The sequence below is a fragment of the Actomonas aquatica genome (genome assembly GCF_019679435.2).
Classification (GTDB): domain Bacteria; phylum Verrucomicrobiota; class Verrucomicrobiia; order Opitutales; family Opitutaceae; genus Actomonas; species Actomonas aquatica.
On the sequence record NZ_CP139781.1, the window covers coordinates 453,098 to 474,957 of the forward strand.

General features: G+C 62.3%; 16 protein-coding genes. 10 read left to right on the top strand and 6 right to left on the bottom strand.

All coding sequences use genetic code 11. The annotated features are described in order from the left end of the window. The first annotated feature begins 7 nt into the window (after window positions 1-7). Window positions 8-1,417, top strand: a complete 1,410-nt coding sequence (gene ahcY / locus K1X11_RS01770) for an adenosylhomocysteinase (RefSeq protein ID WP_221028850.1) — start codon at window positions 8-10, stop codon at window positions 1,415-1,417. A gap of 172 nt (window positions 1,418-1,589) precedes the next feature. Next, on the top strand, window positions 1,590-3,299 hold the full coding sequence (locus tag K1X11_RS01775; RefSeq protein ID WP_221028849.1) for an NADPH-dependent assimilatory sulfite reductase hemoprotein subunit: 1,710 nt from the start codon (window positions 1,590-1,592) through the stop codon (window positions 3,297-3,299). A gap of 113 nt (window positions 3,300-3,412) precedes the next feature. Here the strand turns inward: K1X11_RS01775 and hisF are convergent, their stop codons facing one another. The 3 genes from hisF to rho form a co-directional block, all read right to left on the bottom strand. Continuing rightward, window positions 3,413-4,174 carry an imidazole glycerol phosphate synthase subunit HisF gene (gene hisF / locus K1X11_RS01780; protein ID WP_221028848.1) on the bottom strand — a complete coding sequence of 254 codons (762 nt, stop codon included), beginning with the start codon at window positions 4,172-4,174 and terminating at the stop codon, window positions 3,413-3,415. A gap of 89 nt (window positions 4,175-4,263) precedes the next feature. After that, the gene (locus K1X11_RS01785; protein WP_221028847.1) at window positions 4,264-5,991 is read right to left on the bottom strand and encodes a hypothetical protein; all 1,728 of its coding nucleotides are present in this window, start codon (window positions 5,989-5,991) and stop codon (window positions 4,264-4,266) included. Window positions 5,992-6,224: 233 nt separating this feature from the next. After that, window positions 6,225-7,394: a transcription termination factor Rho gene (gene rho, locus K1X11_RS01790; RefSeq protein ID WP_221028846.1), complete on the bottom strand. Its 1,170-nt coding sequence runs from the start codon at window positions 7,392-7,394 to the stop codon at window positions 6,225-6,227. A gap of 186 nt (window positions 7,395-7,580) precedes the next feature. Here rho and acs point away from each other — a divergent pair, with 186 nt between their 5' ends. The 8 genes from acs to K1X11_RS01830 all read left to right on the top strand — a co-directional run bounded on the left by acs (window position 7,581) and on the right by K1X11_RS01830 (window position 16,050). Then, window positions 7,581-9,506 (top strand): acetate--CoA ligase, encoded by a 1,926-nt coding sequence (acs, locus tag K1X11_RS01795; RefSeq protein ID WP_324726057.1) that lies wholly within the window; start codon window positions 7,581-7,583, stop codon window positions 9,504-9,506. A gap of 65 nt (window positions 9,507-9,571) precedes the next feature. Continuing rightward, a complete protein-coding gene (locus K1X11_RS01800) occupies window positions 9,572-10,123 on the top strand; it encodes a type II secretion system protein GspG (RefSeq protein WP_324726058.1) in 552 nt (183 codons plus the stop codon). Beyond that, entirely contained in the window at window positions 10,110-10,727 is a 618-nt protein-coding gene (locus tag K1X11_RS01805) for a type II secretion system protein (protein ID WP_221028844.1), read from the top strand. The genes K1X11_RS01800 and K1X11_RS01805 overlap by 14 nt, the downstream gene beginning before the upstream one ends. Before the next feature lie 29 nt (window positions 10,728-10,756). After that, complete coding sequence (locus K1X11_RS01810) at window positions 10,757-11,323, top strand: pilus assembly FimT family protein (RefSeq protein WP_221028843.1); 567 nt, start codon at window positions 10,757-10,759, stop codon at window positions 11,321-11,323. Then, the gene (locus K1X11_RS01815; RefSeq protein WP_324726059.1) at window positions 11,320-11,823 is read left to right on the top strand and encodes a type IV pilus modification PilV family protein; all 504 of its coding nucleotides are present in this window, start codon (window positions 11,320-11,322) and stop codon (window positions 11,821-11,823) included. The genes K1X11_RS01810 and K1X11_RS01815 overlap by 4 nt, the downstream gene beginning before the upstream one ends. Then, window positions 11,820-12,500: a PulJ/GspJ family protein gene (locus K1X11_RS01820; RefSeq protein ID WP_221028841.1), complete on the top strand. Its 681-nt coding sequence runs from the start codon at window positions 11,820-11,822 to the stop codon at window positions 12,498-12,500. The genes K1X11_RS01815 and K1X11_RS01820 overlap by 4 nt, the downstream gene beginning before the upstream one ends. After that, entirely contained in the window at window positions 12,497-15,385 is a 2,889-nt protein-coding gene (locus tag K1X11_RS01825; RefSeq protein ID WP_221028840.1) for a hypothetical protein, read from the top strand. Before K1X11_RS01820 ends, K1X11_RS01825 begins: the two co-directional genes overlap by 4 nt. Further along, window positions 15,361-16,050 carry a hypothetical protein gene (locus K1X11_RS01830; protein WP_221028839.1) on the top strand — a complete coding sequence of 230 codons (690 nt, stop codon included), beginning with the start codon at window positions 15,361-15,363 and terminating at the stop codon, window positions 16,048-16,050. Before K1X11_RS01825 ends, K1X11_RS01830 begins: the two co-directional genes overlap by 25 nt. A 38-nt stretch (window positions 16,051-16,088) precedes the next feature. Here K1X11_RS01830 and K1X11_RS01835 read toward each other — a convergent pair whose 3' ends face one another. Genes K1X11_RS01835 through K1X11_RS01845 form a run of 3 tightly spaced genes read right to left on the bottom strand, consistent with a single transcriptional unit; the run spans window position 16,089 to window position 21,853 of the window. Continuing rightward, a complete protein-coding gene (locus tag K1X11_RS01835) occupies window positions 16,089-16,619 on the bottom strand; it encodes a hypothetical protein (RefSeq protein WP_221028838.1) in 531 nt (176 codons plus the stop codon). Window positions 16,620-16,652: 33 nt separating this feature from the next. Next, on the bottom strand, window positions 16,653-18,527 hold the full coding sequence (locus tag K1X11_RS01840; RefSeq protein ID WP_221028837.1) for a hypothetical protein: 1,875 nt from the start codon (window positions 18,525-18,527) through the stop codon (window positions 16,653-16,655). Beyond that, complete coding sequence (locus K1X11_RS01845; protein WP_221028836.1) at window positions 18,524-21,853, bottom strand: COG1470 family protein; 3,330 nt, start codon at window positions 21,851-21,853, stop codon at window positions 18,524-18,526. The genes K1X11_RS01840 and K1X11_RS01845 overlap by 4 nt, the downstream gene beginning before the upstream one ends. Between the last annotated feature and the right edge of the window lie 7 nt (window positions 21,854-21,860).

The window sequence follows — 21,860 nt, forward strand, 5'->3', positions numbered from 1 at the left end:
TTAATCCATGTCTGAATCCACCGACTACAAGGTCCGCGACATCGGCCTCGCCGACTGGGGCCGCAAAGAAATCGCCATCTCCGAGCACGAAATGCCGGGTCTCATGGCCATCCGCGAAAAATTCCCCAACAAGCCGTTGGCCGGCGTGCGCATTACCGGTTCGCTGCACATGACCATCCAGACGGCGATCCTCATTGAGACGCTCGTCGACCTTGGCGCCACGGTCCGTTGGGCCTCCTGCAACATCTTCTCGACCCAAGACCACGCCGCTGCCGCCATCGCCGCTGCCGGCGTGCCGGTGTTTGCCTGGAAGGGCGAGACCCTCGAAGAATATTGGGACTGCACGTGGAAGGCTCTCGTCGGCCCCGACGGTCTCGGCCCGCAGCTCGTCGTCGACGATGGTGGTGACGTAACCCTGCTCCTGCACAAGGGCTACGAGCTCGAAAACGGTAGTGACTGGGTGAATACCGAGTCCGGTTCCGACGAAGAGGAAGTCATCAAGAAGCTCCTCAAGAAGGTTCACGCCGAGACCCCGACCATTTTCCACGATATCGCCAAGGAGTGGAAGGGCGTCTCCGAAGAGACCACCACCGGCGTGCATCGCCTCTACGAACTGGCCGAAAAGAACCAGCTCCTCGTGCCGGCCATCAACGTGAATGACTCCGTCACCAAGTCGAAGTTCGACAACCTCTACGGTTGCCGCGAGTCGCTGGCCGACGGCCTGAAGCGCGCCACCGACGTCATGATCGCCGGCAAGGTCGCCTGCGTGTGCGGCTACGGCGACGTCGGCAAGGGCTGCGCCCACTCCCTCAAGAGCTTCGGCGCTCGCGTGATTGTGACCGAGATCGACCCGATCAACGCCCTGCAGGCCGCGATGGAAGGTTACGAGGTTAACACCATCGAGAGCACGCTCGGCACTGCCGACATCTACGTTACCACGACCGGCAACAAGGACATCATCACCCTCGATCACATGAAGGGGATGAAGGACCAAGCCATCGTCTGTAACATCGGTCACTTCGATAACGAGATCCAGGTCGCCAAGCTCTACAAAGAAGCCGGCGTGACGCGGACCAACATCAAGCCGCAATACGACATGTTCACCTTCGCCGACGGCAAGAGCATCTACCTGCTCGCCGAAGGCCGCCTCGTGAACCTCGGTTGCGCCACCGGTCACCCGTCCTTCGTGATGTCGAATTCCTTCACCAACCAAGTGCTGGCTCAGCTCGACCTCTGGGAGAAGCGCGAGACCTACGTGCCGACGGTGATGCGTCTGCCGAAGCACCTCGATGAAGAGGTTGCTCGTCTGCACCTCGATCGCATCGGCGCGAAGCTCACCAAGCTCTCCCCGGCACAGGCCGCTTACATTGGTGTGTCGGTCGACGGTCCCTACAAGCCCGACCACTACCGCTACTAAACGGCGCTCACGGGCGGTCCTCGCTCGATTGTTCCTATTTTCCAAAGCCGGCCCGATCTGGGCCGGCTTTTTGTTGGAAGGCATGCCTTCCTAGATAACCTTACTAAATTACCTAAATTACTAAATCACACTTGATGGCGGGAGGTTCTCGGCTCAACTTCGCCGTTCGCTCATGAGCAACGACCAAGACGCCCCCCAGCCACTGTCTGCCAACGAAGGCATCAAAACTGCCTCCAACTTCCTGCGCGGAACCATCGCGGAGGAGCTGTTGGATGAGTCCACTGGCGCGATTTCCGAGGATAATCAGCAGCTCACCAAATTCCACGGTCTCTACCTGCAGGACGACCGTGACCTGCGCAAAGAGCGTCGCCAGGCCAAGCTGGAGAAGGCGTTCTCCTTCATGTTGCGCGTGCGTCTGCCGGGCGGTCGCTGCACCCCGGCTCAGTGGCTGGTGCTCGATCAGCTCGCCGATGAGCGCGCCAACGGCTCTCTGCGTCTCACCACGCGTCAGACTTTCCAGTTCCATGGCCTGTTGAAGGGCAACGTGAAGCCGCTCGTCCAAGGCATGCATAAGGCTTTGCTCGATTCCATCGCGGCCTGCGGTGACGTGAACCGCAACGTCATGGCTCCGCCCAATCCGGAGCGCAGTGCCGCTCACGGTGCCATGTATGAGCACGCCAAGGGCATCTCGGAGCACCTGCTGCCGTCCACCCGCGCCTACCACGAGATCTGGCTCGATGAGGAAAAAGTGGCGGGCTCTGCGCCGGAGGAGGAGCCGATTTACGGCAAGACCTACCTGCCGCGTAAATTTAAGATCGGTTTCGCGATCCCGCCGTCGAACGACGTCGATGTGTTTTCGCAGGACCTCGGTTTCATCGGCATCGTCGAGAACGGTGAGCTGGTGGGCTACAACGTCACCATGGGCGGCGGTCTGGGCATGAGCCACGGCAACGAAGCCACGCATCCGCGACTGGCCGACGTGGTGGGCTTCATCACGCCGGACCAGGTCAACGCCATCGGTGAAGCCGTCGTGACCACCCAGCGCGACTACGGCGACCGCACCAACCGCAAGCACGCCCGCCTCAAATACACGATCGAGGATCGCGGCATCGACTGGTTCAAAGCCGAGGTCGAGAAGCGCTCGGGCATCACCTTTGGTCCGGTGCGCGACTACACTTTCACTACGATTCAAGATCCGCACGGCTGGCACGAGTGCGCCGATGGTTCCTGGTTCTACGGTCTGCACATCCTGAGCGGACGCATCATTGATCGCGACGACTGGAAGATGAAGACGGCGCTGCGTGAGATCGCCGAGATTCACCAAGGGGACTTCCGTCTGACGCCGACGCAAAACCTCACCATTTCCGGTGTCTCCGCCGATCAAAAGGCCGCGATCGAAGCGATTCTGGCGAAGCACGGTCTCGACAAGGAAAACGAGCGTTCGCTGCTGCGTCTCAATGCCATGTCCTGCGTGGCGCTGCCGACTTGCGGACTCGCCCTCGCCGAGAGCGAGCGGGTGCTGCCGGAGGTGTTGGAAAAGTATGAAGCGGTCTTTGAAAAAGCGGGACTGGCCAGCAACGCGATCAGCCTGCGCATGACCGGTTGCCCCAATGGCTGCGGTCGACCGTATCTCGCCGAGATCGGTTTTGTGGGCAAGGGCCCGGGCCGTTACGCGCTCTACATCGGTGCGAAATACAATGGCACCCGCCTCAATCGCATGCTGGCGCCGCGCGTCACCATCGACGAATCGATCGAACTGCTCACGCCCATCATCGAGCGCTATGCCAAGGAGCGCGCCGAGGGTGAAGAGTTCGGCGATTTCTGCGACCGCGTCATCTTGCCGGCCGACGCCACGGTGCACACCGTCGGTGGCGAAGCCTGAGTGCTGTCATACCCTGTCCAATAACGAGGAGCCGGCTACGCAGCCGGCTCTTTTGTTTTTACAGAAGCAGAGCGGCTCTGTTGCCCTCCGTTGCCTCCTGTAGAAGAAACCACTTACCGGCGCACGGGGACGTTGTGCTCAGCGAGGTAGTCTTTGACCTGCGGCACGGTGAGTTCGCCGAAGTGGAAGAGGCTGGCGGCAAGCACGGCGCTGGCGCGGCCGGCGTCGAGGGCCTCGGCAAAGTGGGGGAGTTCTCCGGCGCCGCCACTGGCGATCACGGGCACACTCACGGCGTCGCTGATGGCGCGGGTGAGGGCGACGTCGTAGCCGGTTTTCATGCCGTCGCAGTCCATGCTGGTGAGCAGAATCTCGCCGGCACCCAATTCAACCGCACGTTGGGCCCAAGCCACGGCGTCGAGCTCGGTGGGATTGCGACCGCCGTGGGTGTAAACACGCCAGGATTTGCCGTCGGGCTCCCGTTTGGCGTCGATGGCGACCACGATGCACTGCGCGCCGAATCGTTCGGAGGCGGCGCGGATAAGCTCAGGATCTTTGATCGCGGCGGTGTTGAGCGACACCTTGTCGGCGCCTGATTTGAGCATGGCCTCGATGTCTGCGACGGTGCGCAGGCCACCACCGACGGTGAGCGGCATAAAGCACTGCTCGGCGGTCGCGGCGACAACGTCGTGCATGATGGACCGACCATCGCTGGAGGCCGTGATGTCGAGGAAGACCAATTCGTCGGCTCCTTGGGCGTCGTAAGCCTTGGCGCATTCGACGGGATCACCGGCGTCGCGCAGCTCTTGGAATTTCACGCCTTTGACGACGCGACCATTGGTCACGTCGAGGCAGGGAATGATGCGACGGGCGAGCATGAAGCAGTAGCGAGTAGATGGTAGTGAGTAGCGAGTAGGTAGAGCGGCAGCATAGGCTACTCGCTACTCTCTACTCGATGCTCGCTACTTTAATCCACTTCCGCGATGTCGGGCTCGAAGCTGATCGCGACGCGGTAGACGTTGCCCGGACGCATGATCAGCGGGTGATCGCGCTCGAGGGTCTGCAGGTAGTGGATCTTGCCGTAGTTGGTGCGGTAGGTCGGGTCGTTGGTGACCACTTCGGTCTCCTGCCAGATGCCCTGGAAGTCGTCCTTGGTGACGGTGCAACGGTGGCCTTCCGGACCGAGCGCGAGCGAGCCACCCACATGGTATTTGGAGTGGGGGGCGGCGATCGCCAGCATGAGGCGGAAACGGTCCAACTGAACCTGTTGCTTCACGGTGTAGGCGAACTCGGCGCTGATTTGCGGACCAGCGAAGTTCCACTGCACCTTGACCGAACCCACACCCTTGAGCAGTTCCTGCTCGGTGGTGATGAGTTCCGGCTGATCGTAGCGGAAGAAGAAGCTGCGGCGCAGACCCAGACCGGTGACGCAGTTGCGGCCGTAGAAGGCCGGCACGGTCACCTTTTCGCCGAAGGTCAGCTCGGGGATCATGATCGGCGCGTAAACGTTGTTCGGCCAATCGAAGATGCCCGGGCAATGCGGGAAGGGCAGGCTGTCCGAGGTCGCGGCACCGCCGGCGGCGATGAGCGGAATCTGGAAGTGCAGGCCGCTGCCGGCATCGCGGTAGAGGAAGACACCCTGCTCCTTGCGGTTGGACTTGTCGAAGATGACGAAGCGACCGGTGGTGCGGGGCGGTTCAACCTTGGCCGGGCCAGTCGGCAGTTGCACGGCCTTGGCGAGGCGGGACCACTGGCAGAGGTAGCGGGCGGCGTCGAAGTTGGACAACCGGGTGGTGTGGCCAGCGGACGCGGTGCGCTCGGCGTCGCGGACGTCGAGGAAACCGTGTTCCTGATCGAGGTAGGTCTGGTAGAAGAACAGGAAGAGGCGGCGCAGGACGTCGAAATACTTCGGCTTCTGGTCTTCGTTGATCCAACCATCGCGCAAGCCTTGGAGGATGAGGGAGATGCAGTGCATCTGGCCGTAGGCACCCGAGGCGCGGCCGAAGGCCCAACCGAGACCGTCGGCGCGGACGAGGTCCGGCATCATCTTGATGTATTTCTCGGCGTAGGTGCGCAGGGTGGGCAGCTTGCGGTCGCGCACGCCGCTGTTGGCGTGGAGCTGCAGGGCGGAGCGCATGAACACGAGGGCCATGACGCCGTAGAGATTGAAGTTACCGCCGATGCCGCCGGTGGCGTCGTCGACGAAGCCGTTGGAGCTGGTCTGGTTGACGCGGTCGACGAAGCGCTCGATCAGGCGGGAGGTTTCGTCCTTCTTGGAGAGGCCGAAGGAGAAGCGGGCGACGGCTTTGGCGACGTTGAAGGCCTGCCAGTGGTTGTCGTAGTCCGAGCGGTGCAGCAGGGACTTGTCGATGCGCTCCTGGGTCTCGGGGACGAGGCGTTCCCAGACCGGGTTGCGCTCTTTCGACGGGCCGAAGCAGAGCAGGCCGAGGGAGGCGTAAGCGAGGCCGTTCTCGGCGGCCGGCTCGGTGAACATCTGCGCGGTGATGGTGCGGGCGGCGAGGTCGACGATGTCGTATCCGTCGAGGGTCGTCTCACCGGTGGCGCGATAATACTCGCCGAGGGCAAAGGCAACGTGGCCGGGTTCATCCGCGCGGGACGTCTCGCCGTCGATCGGCTTGATGGTGCCGTCAGGCTGAATGGAGTCGAGGTTGTGGCCCAGGATGGAGCGGGCCATATCGAGACATTGCTCGGAAAAACTGTGCATACGAAACGAGTTGCGGCGTGGAATCCGCCGACGCGCCGGCGACGGGCGGAAAGGGAGTTTGTTCAGGGTTTTTGGTTCGTGCGCAAGTGGGAAAACCGCGCGCCGCCAAATCGGGTTTAAAAACAACGCCGGGACATGGGCCCGGCGTTGTGCAAGGGAGCATCGATGCGGCCGCGGGGTGGCCGCATACTCATTGTGAATCCTTAGCGGGAGATCAGTTTGAGGAACTCCGCGTTGGTCTTGGTTTTGGAGAGGCGTGAGACCATGGTCTCGGTCGCTTCTTCAATCTTCTGCTGCACGAGGGCGCGGCGGAAAAAGTGGATGCTGTCGAGGTCTTCGGCGCCGATGAGGAGTTCTTCCTTACGGGTGCCGGAGCCCTGGATGTTGATCGCGGGCCAAATGCGCATCTCGGCGCACTTGCGGTCGAGCACGAGGTCGCTGTTGCCGGTGCCCTTGAACTCCTGGAAGATCACGTCGTCCATGCGGCTGCCGGTTTCGACCAGAATGGAAGCCACGATGGTCAGGGAGCCGGCTTCCTCGGTGTTGCGGGCGGCGGCGAAGAGCTGGCGGGGCTTCTCCAGGGCGCGGACATCGAGACCGCCGGAGCCGGTGCGACCGGAGTTGCGCTGGGTGTTGTGGGCGCGGGCGAGGCGGGTGAGGGAGTCGAGGAATAGCACGACATCCTTGCCGCACTCGACGAGGCGCTTGGCGCGCTCGATGGCCATGTCGGCGATGCGGATGTGGTTACCGACCTGCTCGTCATTGGAGGAGGCCCAGACTTCGGCTTCGGTCACGCTGCGTTTGAAGTCGGTGACTTCTTCGGGGCGTTCGTCGACGAGGAGGATCATGACGTGGCACTCGGGGTGGTTTTCGATCACGCCCTGAGCCATGTCGCGGAGAAGGGTGGTTTTGCCGGTGCGGGGCGGGGCGACGACGAGGCCGCGCGTGCCTTTGCCAATCGGGCAAAAAAGGTCGACCGCACGGCAGGTCATCCGACCGTCCTTGGTCTCGAGCTTCAGCTTCTCATCGGGAGAGAGGGTGGTGAAGCTGGTGAAGTCCCACTTGGCCTTACGGTCGTCGATGGAGAGTCCGTCGACGGACTCGATGAACTTCATCTTGGGGTTGGGGAAGCGGCCCTCGGCGGGGAACGCGGTGCCGGAGATGAGGCTGCCGTGGCGAAGCTTAAAGCGGCGGATCAGCTCCTTGGGGACAAAGACATCGGAGGGACGGCGTTTGCCGAAGCGCTTGAGGTCGAGGAGGGTGCCGTTGCCGCCTTTCTGCTTATCAATATCGAGGACGCCCTCAACTTGGATGAGGTTGTCGTCCTTTTCCGGAGCGGAGGATTGAGCGGCGTTATCGGTGGAATTTTCCATATTCAAATTGGTCTCGTAGCGGCACTTAGTCCGCGAACAGGCAGGGTATAAAACGTGGCAGGCGCTTGACGCTCGTGACAGGCAGCGGGATATATCGCGTTCCCCGCCCCGGTGTTTTTATGCCGCGGCTTTTAGTTATCCCAAAACCACAACGATCCAAACGTGACGGACCAAACGATTACCTCAGTGTCCCGTGAGAAGCGGGTATTCAAGCCATCGGCCGAATTTGCGAGCCAAGCCAATCTTGGCAGCATGGCGGCCTATAAGAGACTCTACACCGAGTCTGTCAACTCCCCAGAGAAGTTCTGGGAAAAGCAGGCAAAGGAGTTACTCGTTTGGCGACGGCAGTTTAAGAAGGTGCTCAAGTGGAAGGCACCGCATGCGGAGTGGTTTGGCGGTGGCGCCCTGAATGTCTGCGAGAACTGCGTGGACCGCCATCTCAAGACCGAGCGGGCCAACAAAGCGGCGCTCATCTTCGAGGGCGAACCGGGGGACGTGCGCACCGTCACCTACAAACAGCTATATTTTCACACCTCCCGCCTGGCCCACGTCTTCGAAAACATGGGGATCGGCCAAGGCGACCGGGTGGCGATCTATATGCCGATGGTGCCGGAAGCGGTGTTCGCCATGCTCGCCTGCGCCCGCGTGGGCGCGATTCACACGGTGGTGTTTGGCGGTTTCAGTGCCGAGTCGCTGAAGGATCGCATCAACGATTGTGGAGCCAAGCTGGTCATCACGGCCGACGGCAGCTGGCGGCGGGGCAAGATCGTGCCGCTCAAGCAGACGGTCGACGCTGCGATCGAGAAAACGCCGACGGTGCAAACGGTGCTCGTGCTGCGTCGCTGCGGTAACGACATCAAGATGCGCGATGGTCGCGACGTCTGGTGGCACGACGCCTGGCTGGGCGCGCCGAATCATCACAAACCGAAGGCGTTTCCGTCCGAGCACCCGCTCTTCATCCTCTACACCTCGGGCAGCACCGGCAAACCGAAGGGCGTGTTGCACACCAGCGCGGGTTACCTGTTGGGGGCGAAGTTGTCGTCCCAATACGTCTTCGATCTCAAGGAGGACGACCTGTATTTCTGCTCGGCCGACATCGGTTGGATCACCGGGCACAGCTACGTGGTGTATGGTCTGCTCTCCAACGGTGCGACGGTGTTCCTCTACGAGGGAGCGCCCAACCAGCCGGGACCGGACCGCTTCTGGCAGATGATCGACCGCCACGGTATCACGATTTTCTATACAGCACCGACGGCGATCCGCGCCTTCATGCGCTGGGGCGACAATTATGTGCTCAGCCACCACCTCAAGTCCTTGCGCCTGCTCGGCTCGGTCGGTGAGCCGATCAATCCCGAGGCGTGGATGTGGTATTACCGCATGATCGGCAAAAAGAAGTGCCCGATTGTGGACACGTGGTGGCAAACCGAAACGGGCTCGATCATGATCACGCCGTTGCCCGGTGCGACGCCCTGCAAACCCGGTTCGGCCACGTTACCGTTCTTCGGCATTTCGCCCAAGGTCGTCGACGACAAGGGCAAGGAGGTGCCGAAAGGCTCGGGCGGCAAACTCATCATCGACAAGCCCTGGCCCTCGATGCTGCGCACGCTCTGGGGGGATGATGAGCGCTTCAAGAACACCTACTTCAGCGAATACCCTGGCGTCTATTTTACCGGAGACGGTGCCCGCCAGGACAAAGACGGCTACTTCTGGATCGTGGGCCGCATCGACGATGTGCTGAACATCTCCGGTCATCGCCTCGGCACGGCCGAAGTCGAGAGCGCGCTGGTTGCGCACCCGAAGGTCGCCGAGGCCGCTGCCATCGGCCGTCCGGATGAGCTGAAGGGGCAGTCGCTGGTGGTGTTTGTCACCCTCAAGGCCGGCAACGAGCCCAATGACGACCTCAAGGAGGAGTTGCGAAACCATGTGGGCAAGGAGATCGGCGCGATCGCCAAACCCGATGTGGTGCGCTTCGCGGCGGCGCTGCCCAAGACCCGCTCCGGCAAAATCATGCGCCGCATCCTCAAGGAAATCGCCGCCGGCAAGGAAGTGAAGGGCGACACCACGACCCTTGAAGACTTTGCAGTCGTGGCCGCCCTGCAAGCCGACGACTAAACGTCACGAATTAATAGTCGCCCCCGCACGACTCGGAAGGCACGAAATCTGATCTGAAGTTTTTCGTGTCACACCTGCAGCGAAACCCTGCTTTCCGAGTCGTCCGGGGGCCTTTTTGTGTCCGTGGCTTTACCCTCATAGAGCTGTTGGTGGTCATCGTGATCATCGGCGTGCTGGCGGGTATTACACTGAGCGTGTCGGCCGGCGTGAGGGCGCGAGCGGCCCGCGATCGGGCGGCGGGGGAATTGGCGGTGCTGTCGGTCGGGTTGGAAGACTACCGACGGGTGTTGGGCGAGTATCCACAGGGGGAGGACGCCACCGGGCTACTCGCGGCGCTGGCGGGGCAGGCGCGGCCAAATGGCGAGGCGCTGAACCGTCGTCCGTTTGTGGCCTTTGAGGCGCTGACTTTGGCCGATCCCGACCCGACGCTGGCCGGCAATGTGCTGCTGGACCCGTGGGAACAACCGTATGTTTATCGCTCATTTCGCCAAGGGGCCCGCAGTGGCTATCGACTCTATTCCATCGGTCCGGACGGGCTGGACGTGCCGCCCTCGGCGACTGGGGCGCTCGATGAGGATGCCGCGCCCAACCGGGACAACGTGTATGCGCATCGCTGACATTGCAGGGCCGGGGCGCGACCGGCGTGGTTTCTCGCTCATCGAGGTGCTGACCGTCGTGGTCATCATTGGCATTTTGGCCGCAATCACGATTCCAGTGCTGAGCGGCGCGCGGGCCTCGGCCGATCGGGCCAAAACCAAGGCACAGTTCAGTCAGTGGGCTTCGGCCATGGAACTCTATCGGCAGGAGTATGGATTTTATCCCAACATCGCCACGGGTGGCAAAGTCGACCCCGAGCGCTTCGCGGCCGAGCTGACCGGCCGCACCTTGAGTGGCGCAGCCATTGGCGAAGGGTATGGCAACCGCAAGGCGCTGCGTTTTTACACGCTCTCGGCCGACGAGCTCGACGACGACGGATTGTTGCTGCTCGACGGTTTCGGCAACGACGACATCGCGGTGCGGGTGGACAGCAACCGTGACGGCTTGATCAACGCCAGCGACAGCGGTTCGTGGGTGAGTGTGGTAGGGCTCGAAGCCGGTGGCGGTAGTGCGCCGACGGATTTGCCGGAGGCAGTGCCGACGGCGGGCGTGCGGGCCGGGGTGGTGTTTTATTCGGCCGGACGCGGACGCGACGAAAACGATCTCGTCCTGAGCTGGCGTTAGCGTGAGGTTTTGGCGGATCGCTCATGCCCATGCCCACGACGCCGCGCGCCTCCTCCGCCGCCTACACGCTCATCGAGCTCATGGTGGTGATCGCGCTCATCGCGGTGCTCACCGCAGCCGTGGGATTGGGATTGCGTGGAGCGGGAGAAACACAGGCTTTGGCGGCAACTGGAGACATTGTGCGGGCGCAGTTCGAGGCAGCCCAAGCGAGGGCGAGTATTCAAGGCGCGGCGGTGGCGGTCGTGGTGAACGCCGATGCGGCCGATACGGAAAATTACCTTAAGCAAATCGCGGTCGCACAGCAGCAAGCCAGTGGCGCGTGGGTGGGCGTTGACGATGCGTTGCAGCTGCCGGGCCGGGTGCGCATGCTGGTTCCCGCGGAGGGGAACTCGCTGTGGCAATCGGAGGTGGATGTGCAACTTGAACCGGGTGGTGTCAGCATCCCTTGCTATTTGGCTGAATATGGCGCGGCGGGGGCGTTGGCCGTGCCGGGGGGCGGCTCCGTATGGTGGGAGAATGAAGACGGCGTCAGGGCGGGCCTGCATATCAGTCGCTACGGCGCCTTTACGGTCATCGAGGGAGGAACTCCGCCGTGATCGCGGACCGATTTGTAACTCCGGGATGCTCCCGTCCCGACTCCCGCGGCTTTTCGTTGGTCGAGATCGTTGTGGCGATTGGTATCTTTGTGGTGGGCGTGCTCGCTATGGTGGCCTTGTTGTCCAGCACCACGAATTCGGCGGCGAACACGTTGGACACAAACGGTGCGGTGCGGGCGGGTGAATCGGCCGCGGTGTGGGCTCGCCAGCTCACGTGGGCGGAGGCTTTGCAGGCGCTGGGCGCCGACCCCACCGACGCCGCGATCTATGCAAACCGTGACGGCGAATTGAGCGAGTGGGATGGAGTTGCGGAAGCCGATGCGTTCTATGCGGTTTCACTCGAGCGCAACGTCGACCTCTCGCCGTCCACCGAAGATGAGGTTGCGGGATTTCTGGCGATGCGGCTGACGGTGAGCTGGCCGGTCTGGCAATCGCCGACCTCACAGATACCGTTCGAGAATCGGGACACGATCACCTTCAACGTGGCAGTGCGGCGATGAAGCGCCGGGGCTTTTCGTTGGTCGAATTGATCGTGGCAGTCGGCATCACCGCGGTGTTGGCCGCAGTGCTTTTGGTCATTGTGAGCAATACTTTGGAATGGTGGAGCCGTTCGGCGGGGGCGCTGAAGCTCGACAATGAGGCCAACCGCATTCTCGAGCGTATGGCGACGGATCTTCAGAGTGCCTACGCGCGCCGCGACGGCATAGAATGGCTGCGCGTCCCCACCGATTCGTCCGATGTGTGGGTGCTTCGTTTATTCGGAAACCTTGCCAATACCTCAGGGGCCACGGACGATCCCGCAACCCTGCGAGAGGTTTCCTATCGCTATGCCGATCGCGCACTCTACCGCTTCGAAAGCACGGCCAGTCAGGCTTTAAATTCAAACTACGGTTGGCGGGACTGGTCGGATGTGTCGGACGCGGAATATCTCCTGGGGAACCAGGTTGAGGACCTATCAGTGAGTTTTAGCGCGGCTGACGATCGAGCAGTCGTGAATCCATCTTCGTTGGATTGGCCGTCACGAGCACGATTGGAACTGACATTGATCAACGAAGATGGTGTGCGCAGGCTGGCCGCGATCGCAGCTGGGGCGTCCAACGAATCGATTCAGCAGGTGCGAACAGAAACCACCCGGCGGTTTGTCCGGTGGGTTGAAATCATCGGGAGGCCGTTGTGAGCACCTACCGCTGGACGCAAAAACGTGATGGCCTCGCGCTCCTGTTGGTGGTGTCGCTGCTGGGATTGTTGACCCTGCTGGTGGTGAGTTTGGCGCTCGCGACGCGGGTGCAAACCCAAGTGAGCAGCTCGCTCGTCGCCCGAGCGCAGGCCCGTCAAAACGCCCTGTTTGCCACGAGCGTAGCAACCGGGCAACTACAGCGTTACGCGGGACCGGACACGCGAGTGACCGCACGGGCAGATGGGCAGGTGTCCGCCGCTGCGCCTTACGCGAACAACCCGATGTGGAGTGGGGTGTGGACCACGGAGCGGGGGCCGCAAGTGGATCCAATTGTCTGGCTGGTGAGCGGATCCGAATGGACCGGAAGGTCGGTTTCACCGTCCAACGACCTGTCGCGCATGACCAATCCCAACGAAGCCACCGTTGGAACGGTGTTCGCTGACGTTATCGAAGAGGGTGTGGCGTCGGTGGCCGCTCCGAAGGTGACGCTCGCTCCGTCGTCCCAGTCCCTCTCCGGAATGGAAGGGCGCTACGCCTGGTGGGCCAGCGATGAAAGTCAGAAGGCGCGAACGCCGCTAGCGAACGCCGACGCCGAATGGGGCGCCTACCTGCGACGGGACGAGATTGAGATTTTGGCCCAGAATGCTCCCCGGCGCACGGATCTCACCGCTTTTGAAACTTCCCTCACCGCGAGTGATGACGAGCTCGCCCGGGCTGGAGATTTTCGGCAGCTCGGTATCCTAGATCCGGTGCTGCAGCGACCGTCGCTGGCACATCAAATCACTGCGGTTGCGAGAGGTGTATTGAGTTCTACAATACCGGAGGCCGATGGAGGGCTCCGGACGGATCTGGCGATCGCGGCATCCGTGGAAGGCGTGGACCTGTCTCGCTGGAAGGATCTGTCACGATCCATGCAGTCGCCGGGTAGCTTGGAACTCACTCGTATTTACGATCCTGTTCCGGGTAGTGGAGGCTCGAATACAGGAACTGTGATCGACCATATTGCGCCCGTTTTGACGGACTTCGCCGTGGGGGTTTATGTGTTTTCCCCGAGCTCCCGAAACCAAGACCTCACGGTGCGGCTCCAGTTGCACGTGGAGTTGTGGAATCCGTATTCGAGTGAACTCGAAGTTTCTCCGCTGCGGGTGAGAATTCACGGGCTGCCAACGGTCACGATTTCCTGTTCCAATGGCGATCAGGTTGATGTCGATCTGGATGCGCTGCTCGGTGGGTCGCCTGAAGTAGATTTGGTGCCTCTGGATGACGACCTGTTCCGTTTCCTACCGGGACGGGTGCTGAACTGGGTCGGTTTTGGAAACCGGGTCAACGGACGATGGCAAGCGACGCCAAACTCCAAAACGGGCAGCGATGGCCAAGTCGATTTTGCCGGGGCCGTGAGTCTGCCAAATGCGATGAACTCGAGCGCGCGGCTGGACCTTTCGTCAAGCGGGTCCGCTCAATTGCGGGTGGAGCTCATCGAGCCGGGCTCCGGGGATGTGCTTTCGGAGTCGGAGAGCCCGACCTTTGAGCCGTTGGTTAAGGCTTCCTATTCCCACACCTCGGTCAGCGGTCGCGTCGCGTATCGCTTTCGCCTCGCAGATCGTTCGGACTATGTTTTGGGCGACCCGGAGGGATGGTTTTTTGAATGGGATCCCCGCAGCCCTGTGATGGACGAAACTCGGTTCGTGGTGGATCAGCCGCAGCCCGGCGGATTCACGAACTTTCGGTATGTGTCGATCGGTGATCCGTCGTTCTCGATTTTTGATCGTTCAGCGAGCACGCAGCCGGACGCGACTTCGCTGGAAATCAAGAACGATGTCGTATTGTTCGAGTTGCCGCGGATGCCCTTGGTGGCAATGGGAGATCTGCAACATCTTGGGTTTGTCGGCGTATCGCCTTTTGCTTTGGGCAACCGTTGGCAGGACCAATCTCCGATCAGCCCATCTGTCTACGATCGCTATTTTGCGTCTGGTGAAGATGCGGTGAGCGCCGACTTTGGCGCGACTCGCAACGGGAAGCTGCGCCGCTTCCTGCCGCCCGCTGAAAATCGCCCGAGTTGGGCCGAGTTGGTCGCGCTCAACGGCGCGCGATCTTCTCGTTACCTGTTGCAGGAGGGGCCGCTGAATCTGAATACGACGGACGCCGATGTGTGGGCGGCATTCCTGGGCGCGAATGACCTGCCAGATTGGCGCGAGGTAAATGTCACCAATCAGTGGGGTGCTCAGAGTTCAGTCGCCGGAACCGACACGGCGCTGGTAGGGCTGCGAAATGCGCAGTTCCGCTTTGGTCAATCAGCTCCGGAAACCTTCCGGGTCGAGACGGCGCTCGGGGGATTTGAAGTGGAAGAGAAGTCGTTTTACCGGCGGGGAGTGACGGAACTCACGGCGGACGAGTTACAGCGCTTGGCTCGCGGAATCGGACAACGCGTCGGCGAGCGTTTGGCAGCTACCGGACCCTTTCAGTCGATCGGCGAGTTCGTGGAGTCTGGCCTGCTTCAGGATGCCATCGATGCGGTCGCGGCTGAGCCGCAAGCAACCCTGAATACAGCCGCGCGGCTCGGCTTGCCCCTGGCGACAGCGTCGGCAATCGACCCACATGCACCGAGCTATTTGCAGCAGGCTGATGTTCTTAACACGATTCTTCCGGCGGCGACGGTGCGTGGTGATACCTTCATTCTTCGACTACAGGGGGAGTTCGCTTCGGTCGGTGAAGACGAAGCCGTCGCAACGCGATACGCCGAAGTTGAGGTGCAACGCACCGTCGCGTTCACCGACCCGTCCGACCTACCGGAAAGTGATCGCTCCCGTTTAAACGCACTGAATTTTCGCTTTGGGCGGCGGTTCATCATCACTCGATTCCAATGGTTACCTTCACCCGCAGACTAATCATCGTCGCAGCAGCGGCGTGTTCCTTCACAGCCACGGCCATCGCTCAGCAGCCCAAGCCGGCGCGGCAATTCGAATTCTCGGTCTTCTGCATCGCGCCGGTGAGGCAGACTCTAGTTTACCAGGCCAGCCCGGGCGAGGTGCGCACGCTGGAGTTCAAACCCTACCAACGTTCGGAGCCCTATCGTTATGCCGGTCCGGCGGCCATGGCTTTTGCTGAGAGAGTCGCCGAAGCGAGTGCGCAAACCCCAGCGCAATACAAGCTGCAGTCGCGGATCGAGGTGACACCCGAGTTGCAGCGTCCGTTGTTTCTCTTCCTGCCGTCTTCTGATCCGAACGAACCTTTTGACGTGGTCGTGATGGAGGACGATCCGAGTCGATTTCCGGCTGGCTCCTTGGTCGTGGTCAATCAATCCGGGCACAAACTGCTTGGTCTTTTGAATGGCCAAAATGTGAGCCTGGAGCCGGGACAAAGTTCGACGTTGCACGGCACCGTCGTGGGTGACGTGAAACTCGCCTTGAGCCATAACGACCGACTCTTCCCGTCGTTCGATCAGAAGGTCGCCTTCGAAAAGGATGAACGCACTGTTTTGCTGCTACTGCCACCGCAGCGAAAGTCGTCGCCGATCGTGCGATGGATCGTGCTCACTGATCGGCCGGGCTGAGGCGCCACTGAAGGCTAGGAACGCGAGGAAGGGGGGGCTCACTGGGCGCGGGATTTGAGGAAGAGGACGACGCCGGCGAATCCGAGCAGCACAAATACGCCGGGGGCGAGGGCGCGCCAGGCGGGCAGGTCGCGATAGACCTCGATGTCGACATAGTCGCCTTTGATCAGGCTGACCGTGACGTGGAGCTCGCTGGCACCGAGCGGCACTTGCAGGGTCTTGCCGGTCTGGGCGCGTTTTACGCCGCCTTTCTCCGCGCTCTCGGAGGCCACGAACCGATGCGCGGCCACCGTTGTGCCGGTGTCGTCCAACACGGTGACGCTGGCATCCAGGTCCGCCCATTGATAACCCATCTCCTCATCGACCGCCCAGACTTCCACGGTGTGGGGGCTGGCGGATGAAATGGCGGCGACCCAAGGACTGGAGGTGGACTGGGTGAAACGTGCTTTGGCCACTCGGTGGAGCGTCTTCATTTCCGAATTGGCGATGAAGCCGACCACGGCGGCGGCGATGATGATGAGCGAGAGGCGCCGCATCCGAGCGACGCGCGCGGTAGGTTGAGTGCTCATGAGGGGGAGCGGGTTGGTAGGATGGAGCGTGGCTCAGGTTTCGGGTTCGGTGAGACCGGCAAAGAGGTCCCAGATCGATGCGCCGCCGCGCCAAGGGGCACGGCGGTAGAGCACGTGGCCATCGGGCAAGTGCCGGATCAGCGCAGTATGATTGGTCGCGAAGGCGGCGAGGTTGGTCAGGTGCACGGACGGCGTGGTGGCGATGAGCCGTGCGGGAATGCGGGTGACCGACAAACGTCGCCCCGGCGCGAAAAGATCGCGTGACACGGCCAGCCCATCGGCAGTGAGGCGGTAGCGTGGCGTCCCGTTGAGCAGCTGCCGCCGCAGCAGGCCGCGTTGTTGCAGGGACGTGAGTTCGATGCTCAGCAGCATCGAATTGCCCGCAAGGGTCTGCACCTCCCATTGGGCGGGTTCAGGCAGGACGTCGATGAAGCGCAGCATGCGCGGACTCGCAAAGACGGTCATGATTTCCTCGGTCGGGTAAGCGGCGAGATCGGCGGTATCCTGGCCGGCGAGGAGGCGCGTGGATTCCTGCAGTTCGAATAGGGTCCGGAGCACAGCGAGACGGACGGGAGAGAACTTAAACTCGAGCCGGCGATGTTCTGCGCGTGGTTGGTTCAGTTTGAGAAACGCCGCGCAGGCGTTGGGGAAGCTCTGTTTGAGGGTGATGACGGGTAGATGAAAACCGTCCTCAGTCTCGGCCACGACCGCCGCCCAATCCCCCTTGGCGTGCACGAAGACCGTGGCGCTGAAGCCGGCCTGTTCTTTGGTCAGCATCAGACGCAAATCGGGATCGAAGAGGAGGCCGAGCAGCGTTGATTTTTCGAACGCAGGGGCAGGGCCGGCCGGTGGACTCGCCAGTTGCTCCGGCAGGTTGAGAGTGATCGCCGGAGTTGGTTCAGGCACGATCGTGATGAGACGGTGCTGGACAGCGAGCTGTGCCACCTCGGTCGGCTCCAGGCGCACAAAACGGCCGTCGGCTGGCGGAGGTGGTGTCGGCGGTGACGGCGGAGCGGCTGGAGGAGTGGCTGGCGGAGGTGAGGGCGGCGACGACGGCGGCGGGACCGATGCCTTCGCGGCGGGAGCCGATGCACGATAAGCGGCGACCGTCAGCAAGCGTGGTGGCACGGTCGGCTGGAGGAAGGCGTCGCGCACGCGGGTTTTGAGCCACGTGTCCTGCACCGCTTTGGCGAAGGTTTCGGTCGCGGACAATTGCGCCGGGCGAATGAAACCGGCGTCGTCGGCGGCACGGGCAATCGCGAGGAGAATCGGGGTGATTTCGCGATCGAGCGAGGTGTGGAAAAAGTCGGCTCCGATGTTGCCGTTTTGCGGCAGGTTGAGCCGGAGATTACGTAGGCTGATCACCAGCCCGAACTGCGCTTGATCGGGCGGGAGCCACGCGATGCGGAGATGATCGATCTTGGCGAAGGCGTCGGCGTGGCGCTTTTCAACGCTTAGGGCGACGCAGGCGGATTCCAGACCGAGACCCGGGAAGAGCCGTTCGTAGGTCTCGCTCTGGGTGGCATAGTCGGACTCGTCCTTGTAGTCGGTGAAGCGGTGTTCTTGGAGCGGCTGGTGCGCGCGCAAGTGCCCGCGAGACAGTGGCGCGTTTACGGGATTCATCACGACCTCGACGATGTAGTCGGGCTCCATCCAAGTGCTGCGGGGCAGGAAGAACGTGGTGCTGGTTTGGCTCTCGTTCCGCTGCACTTTCATTTTGGCGAGGTTGTCGCGACCGACGACCGACAGGTCGTTGTAGAGGCGCTGCTCGATGAGGTTGCGGGCAAACGTTTCGGCGTCTTCGAGCGTTTGCGGCAGGGCGGCGAACAGCGAGATTTGGCCGAGCAGTGCCAGGCCCAGCGAGCGCGAGACGAGGGCAATATGGGCGGGGAATGAGGCGGCTTTCATCGGCGGTCGCGGAGGGTTTGGCGAACGTAGGCGCGGGCCGTCATGAGCTTTTGGCGCAGCGATTCGTCGGTGGTGGTGGCGATGCGTTCCTCGAAGGCGGCGAGGCGGGCCTCGAGGCGGGCGCGTTCATCGGGGGTGAGGGGCGGCAAGCGCTCCTTTCGTTGGGCGTGGATCTGCGACATGTCCTCGATTCCCGCGAAGGTCACGCTGGTGCCGATGTCGACCAGGGTGGAGGCGTTGTATTGGGTGGGATCGATACCGAGTTCCTCCCAGTATTCGGGGCCGAGCGATTTCAGCAGATGGCCACTGACGGTCATGGTCAGGTCGGCCGCGCCGATGAGCGGGTTGCCCAGGACCAGTTTTTTGGCGCCCCAATTGCCGGTTTCCTTGCCGATGGCGGTGGCGAAATCTTCGCCGCCGTTTGTGCGTGCGAGCACTTTTTCGGAGAGGTCGTAGAGCGACCAGATTTCGCCCACGTAGGAGAGCGAGTTGCCTACGGTGCGGGCGGCGCGACTCGCTCCGAGAACTTTGCCGGCGCGTTGCTGGAGGGTTTTGGCCTGTTCGATCATGCCCTCAAATTTCGTAGCCTGACCGGACAGCTTTTTGATGGCGTCGCGGAGAACCGGGGAGTCGACGACGTCGAGGTTTTCCTGGGCGGCGCGCAGGATCACTCGCAGGTCGGTGATCTCTTCACTGAGGGCGTGGACGGGCAACTGGTTGTTGCGGACGGCGGCGATGAGATCGTTGCCGGCGCGGCGCAGTTCCCGGATCGCCTTTTGGGTAATGGCGTCGGTGGTGGCGTCGTCGAGATTGAGGAGGCTGGCGGTGTTGAGCGCCGGAGTGATGACGGGTTCAAATTCGCGGTATGCCTGCGTATGGCCGGACTTGTCGTTGGGATCGGCGAGCAGCAGCGCCTGCACGGCACCGGGGTTGTTTTGTTTTTCTTCGATTGCGCGGAAGATCTTCTGGCGAGCGACCGCGACGCTGCCATGCACCTGCGCGTTTTCGTCGATGTAGACGGTGTCATCGAGGATGCCGATGAGATCGAGGTGGTGGATGTAGCCCCACTGGAACGCGAGGTTGCGCAGGCTGCCGTAGGCGGCGAGCTGCTGCGTGTTTTTGGCGGCAGCGGCCTCTTGGCGGATTTGTTCGAGGCGCGCGGGGTCGTAGAAGCGGGCCAGGTATTCCGCCTGCATGGCTTTGCGTTGGGCGGCGATGGCTTCGCGCTCGAGCGTGCCGAGTGCTTCGGTGCGGCCGGCGCGGTAGAGGGCGATGAAGCGGCCCAGGCGATCCGGCGTGAGCGGGAAGTAGTCGGGACACGGATTGTGATCACGCAGTTCGGTGATGATCTCTTCGTCGGTCTTGGTTTCTTCGTTCCAGTTGATGTTCAGGTTGATGACCTCCTGCGGCAGGACTTCTCCATTGTAGACGAAGGGCTCGAGGTAGGCATAGCCGCCGAAATTGAAGTCGCGGGGCGCCGTGAAGCGCAGGACGTAGCGCGCTGTTTCGCCCGGCGGGAGGGACCGACGCTTGAGCTTGGCAACGTCGGTGTTCTCGCGGTGGTAGTCGCACAAGCCGACGTCGAAAATGGCATCCGCGCCAGCGGTGGCGGTGTTGCGCACGGTCATTGTGACCTCGACGGTGGTGCCCGGGTCGGGGAATTTTGGATACACCGCGGTGTTGACGATTTGCAGATCGTCACCGCTGCCTGAGGCGTTGAGCGCGGCTTCCTCGGCGGCGAAGTCGGCCATGACGTCGGCCGGATCTTGGTCGGTGAGGGCGGCTTCGGCGAGGATGGCGACCTCGGTCTCGCTCAGACCCTCGGCGGAAGGAATGGATTGGTCGACGATGGCGGCGGCGCGCTCGGCGCCCTGCTCGCCGAGGGTTTGCAGGGCCTCGGTGAGGGTAGCGGGAGGGCGGGGAGAGTCGGCAGGCGACTGCACCAGGCCGGCGTCGAACTGGACTCCGGAGGAGGGCGTTTGGGGCGGTTGAGCCGGTGGAGGTTTGGTCGTGGCAGTCTTGGTATCTGCGCCGGTGGGCGGCGCGGGTTGCCATTTGGCGAGCCGCTGGGCGGCGGCCTGATTGATCGGTGCGCCATCGATCGCGGGGGCGTATGCGAGGGCCGCTTCGGTGAGGAGTTCGATCAGCGATTGGCCGATGTCCTGTCGCGCCTTTTTGACGGCGGCATCAAATTGCTCGTTGATTTTACGTCGCTCGGACGGCGGCAGGTTGGGCGGCACGGGGAAGAACCGGGCGCGGATCCGTTCCAGCTCGGCATCGGGGAGTTTGAGCGGGCTGCTGATGTAGAAGCGATGGAAGGGCGAACCGGCGGCCCAGCCCCGCACGTCGATGCTGGGGCCGAAGGCGGTGCTGATCGCCCAACTGGCTTCGGCGTGAACGTGCGCGTCGCCGCGATTGAACTCCAAGGCGGGAGGGCGGGGTGGTGTGTCCGGACCCGGCTGCATGCCCTGGTATTTGACATCCCAATACAGGAGATTGGACTGGGCCGGGCGTCGCCGGATGTCCCGCCATTCCTGCTCGCGACGCTGGATCTGCGTGAGTTCCGCGTCGCGCTCGATGTGGCGCAGGTCGGGGCTGACCATGAAGTGCTCCACCGTGATATAGAGTTCCTTGGTGAGTCGTTGGCCGTTGTTGATCTGGTAACGTTGGGCGAGGCCGATCGCGAGGGGCGTATTGCTGGGTGCGGTGAGTTTGGCCGGGTCATACGGAACGTCCAACACGCGGCACAGCTGCCGGGCCCATTGCTCGCAGGCGTCGCGCATCCACTTCTGTTTGCGTTGGCTTTGTTCGAGGTAGGACAGTTCGGGCGCGGGCGGCGGTGGGGTTGCTGGCGTGGTGGCGCTACCGCCACCCCCGGCGGAGGTGAAGCGGATGGAGATCGGCTCACAGTCGATGGATTTGGTTGGCTCACCGCGGCCCAATGGGATGCCGCTGCAGCGCAAGGTCAGGGTGTGCTCTCCGGCGGGCAGGTCGGGCATTAACCCCAGCCGCAGCGCAAAGCTACTTTGAAAGGTTCCCATGCGATCGCGGAACTCGAGCGTTTCGGCGAGTAGGGTCCGCTCGTCGACCTTCAGTTCCAGGCCAACTCGTTCATAGGCGCGACCCTCCCATTGCGCCTCAAATCGAATGACGATGGGGTAACCGGCGGTGATACCGGGGACCTCCTGCCAGGCGTTGTGCTTAATCTCGAGCCCGCTGAGAATGAGGCGGCGAGGGGCCGAGGAAATTTGCGCGGGGCAAGCAGCAGCAAGGATCGCTAGGAGGACGCCGAATACGCCTCGCCAACGACGGAAGGGGAAGTTCATGGCGGTG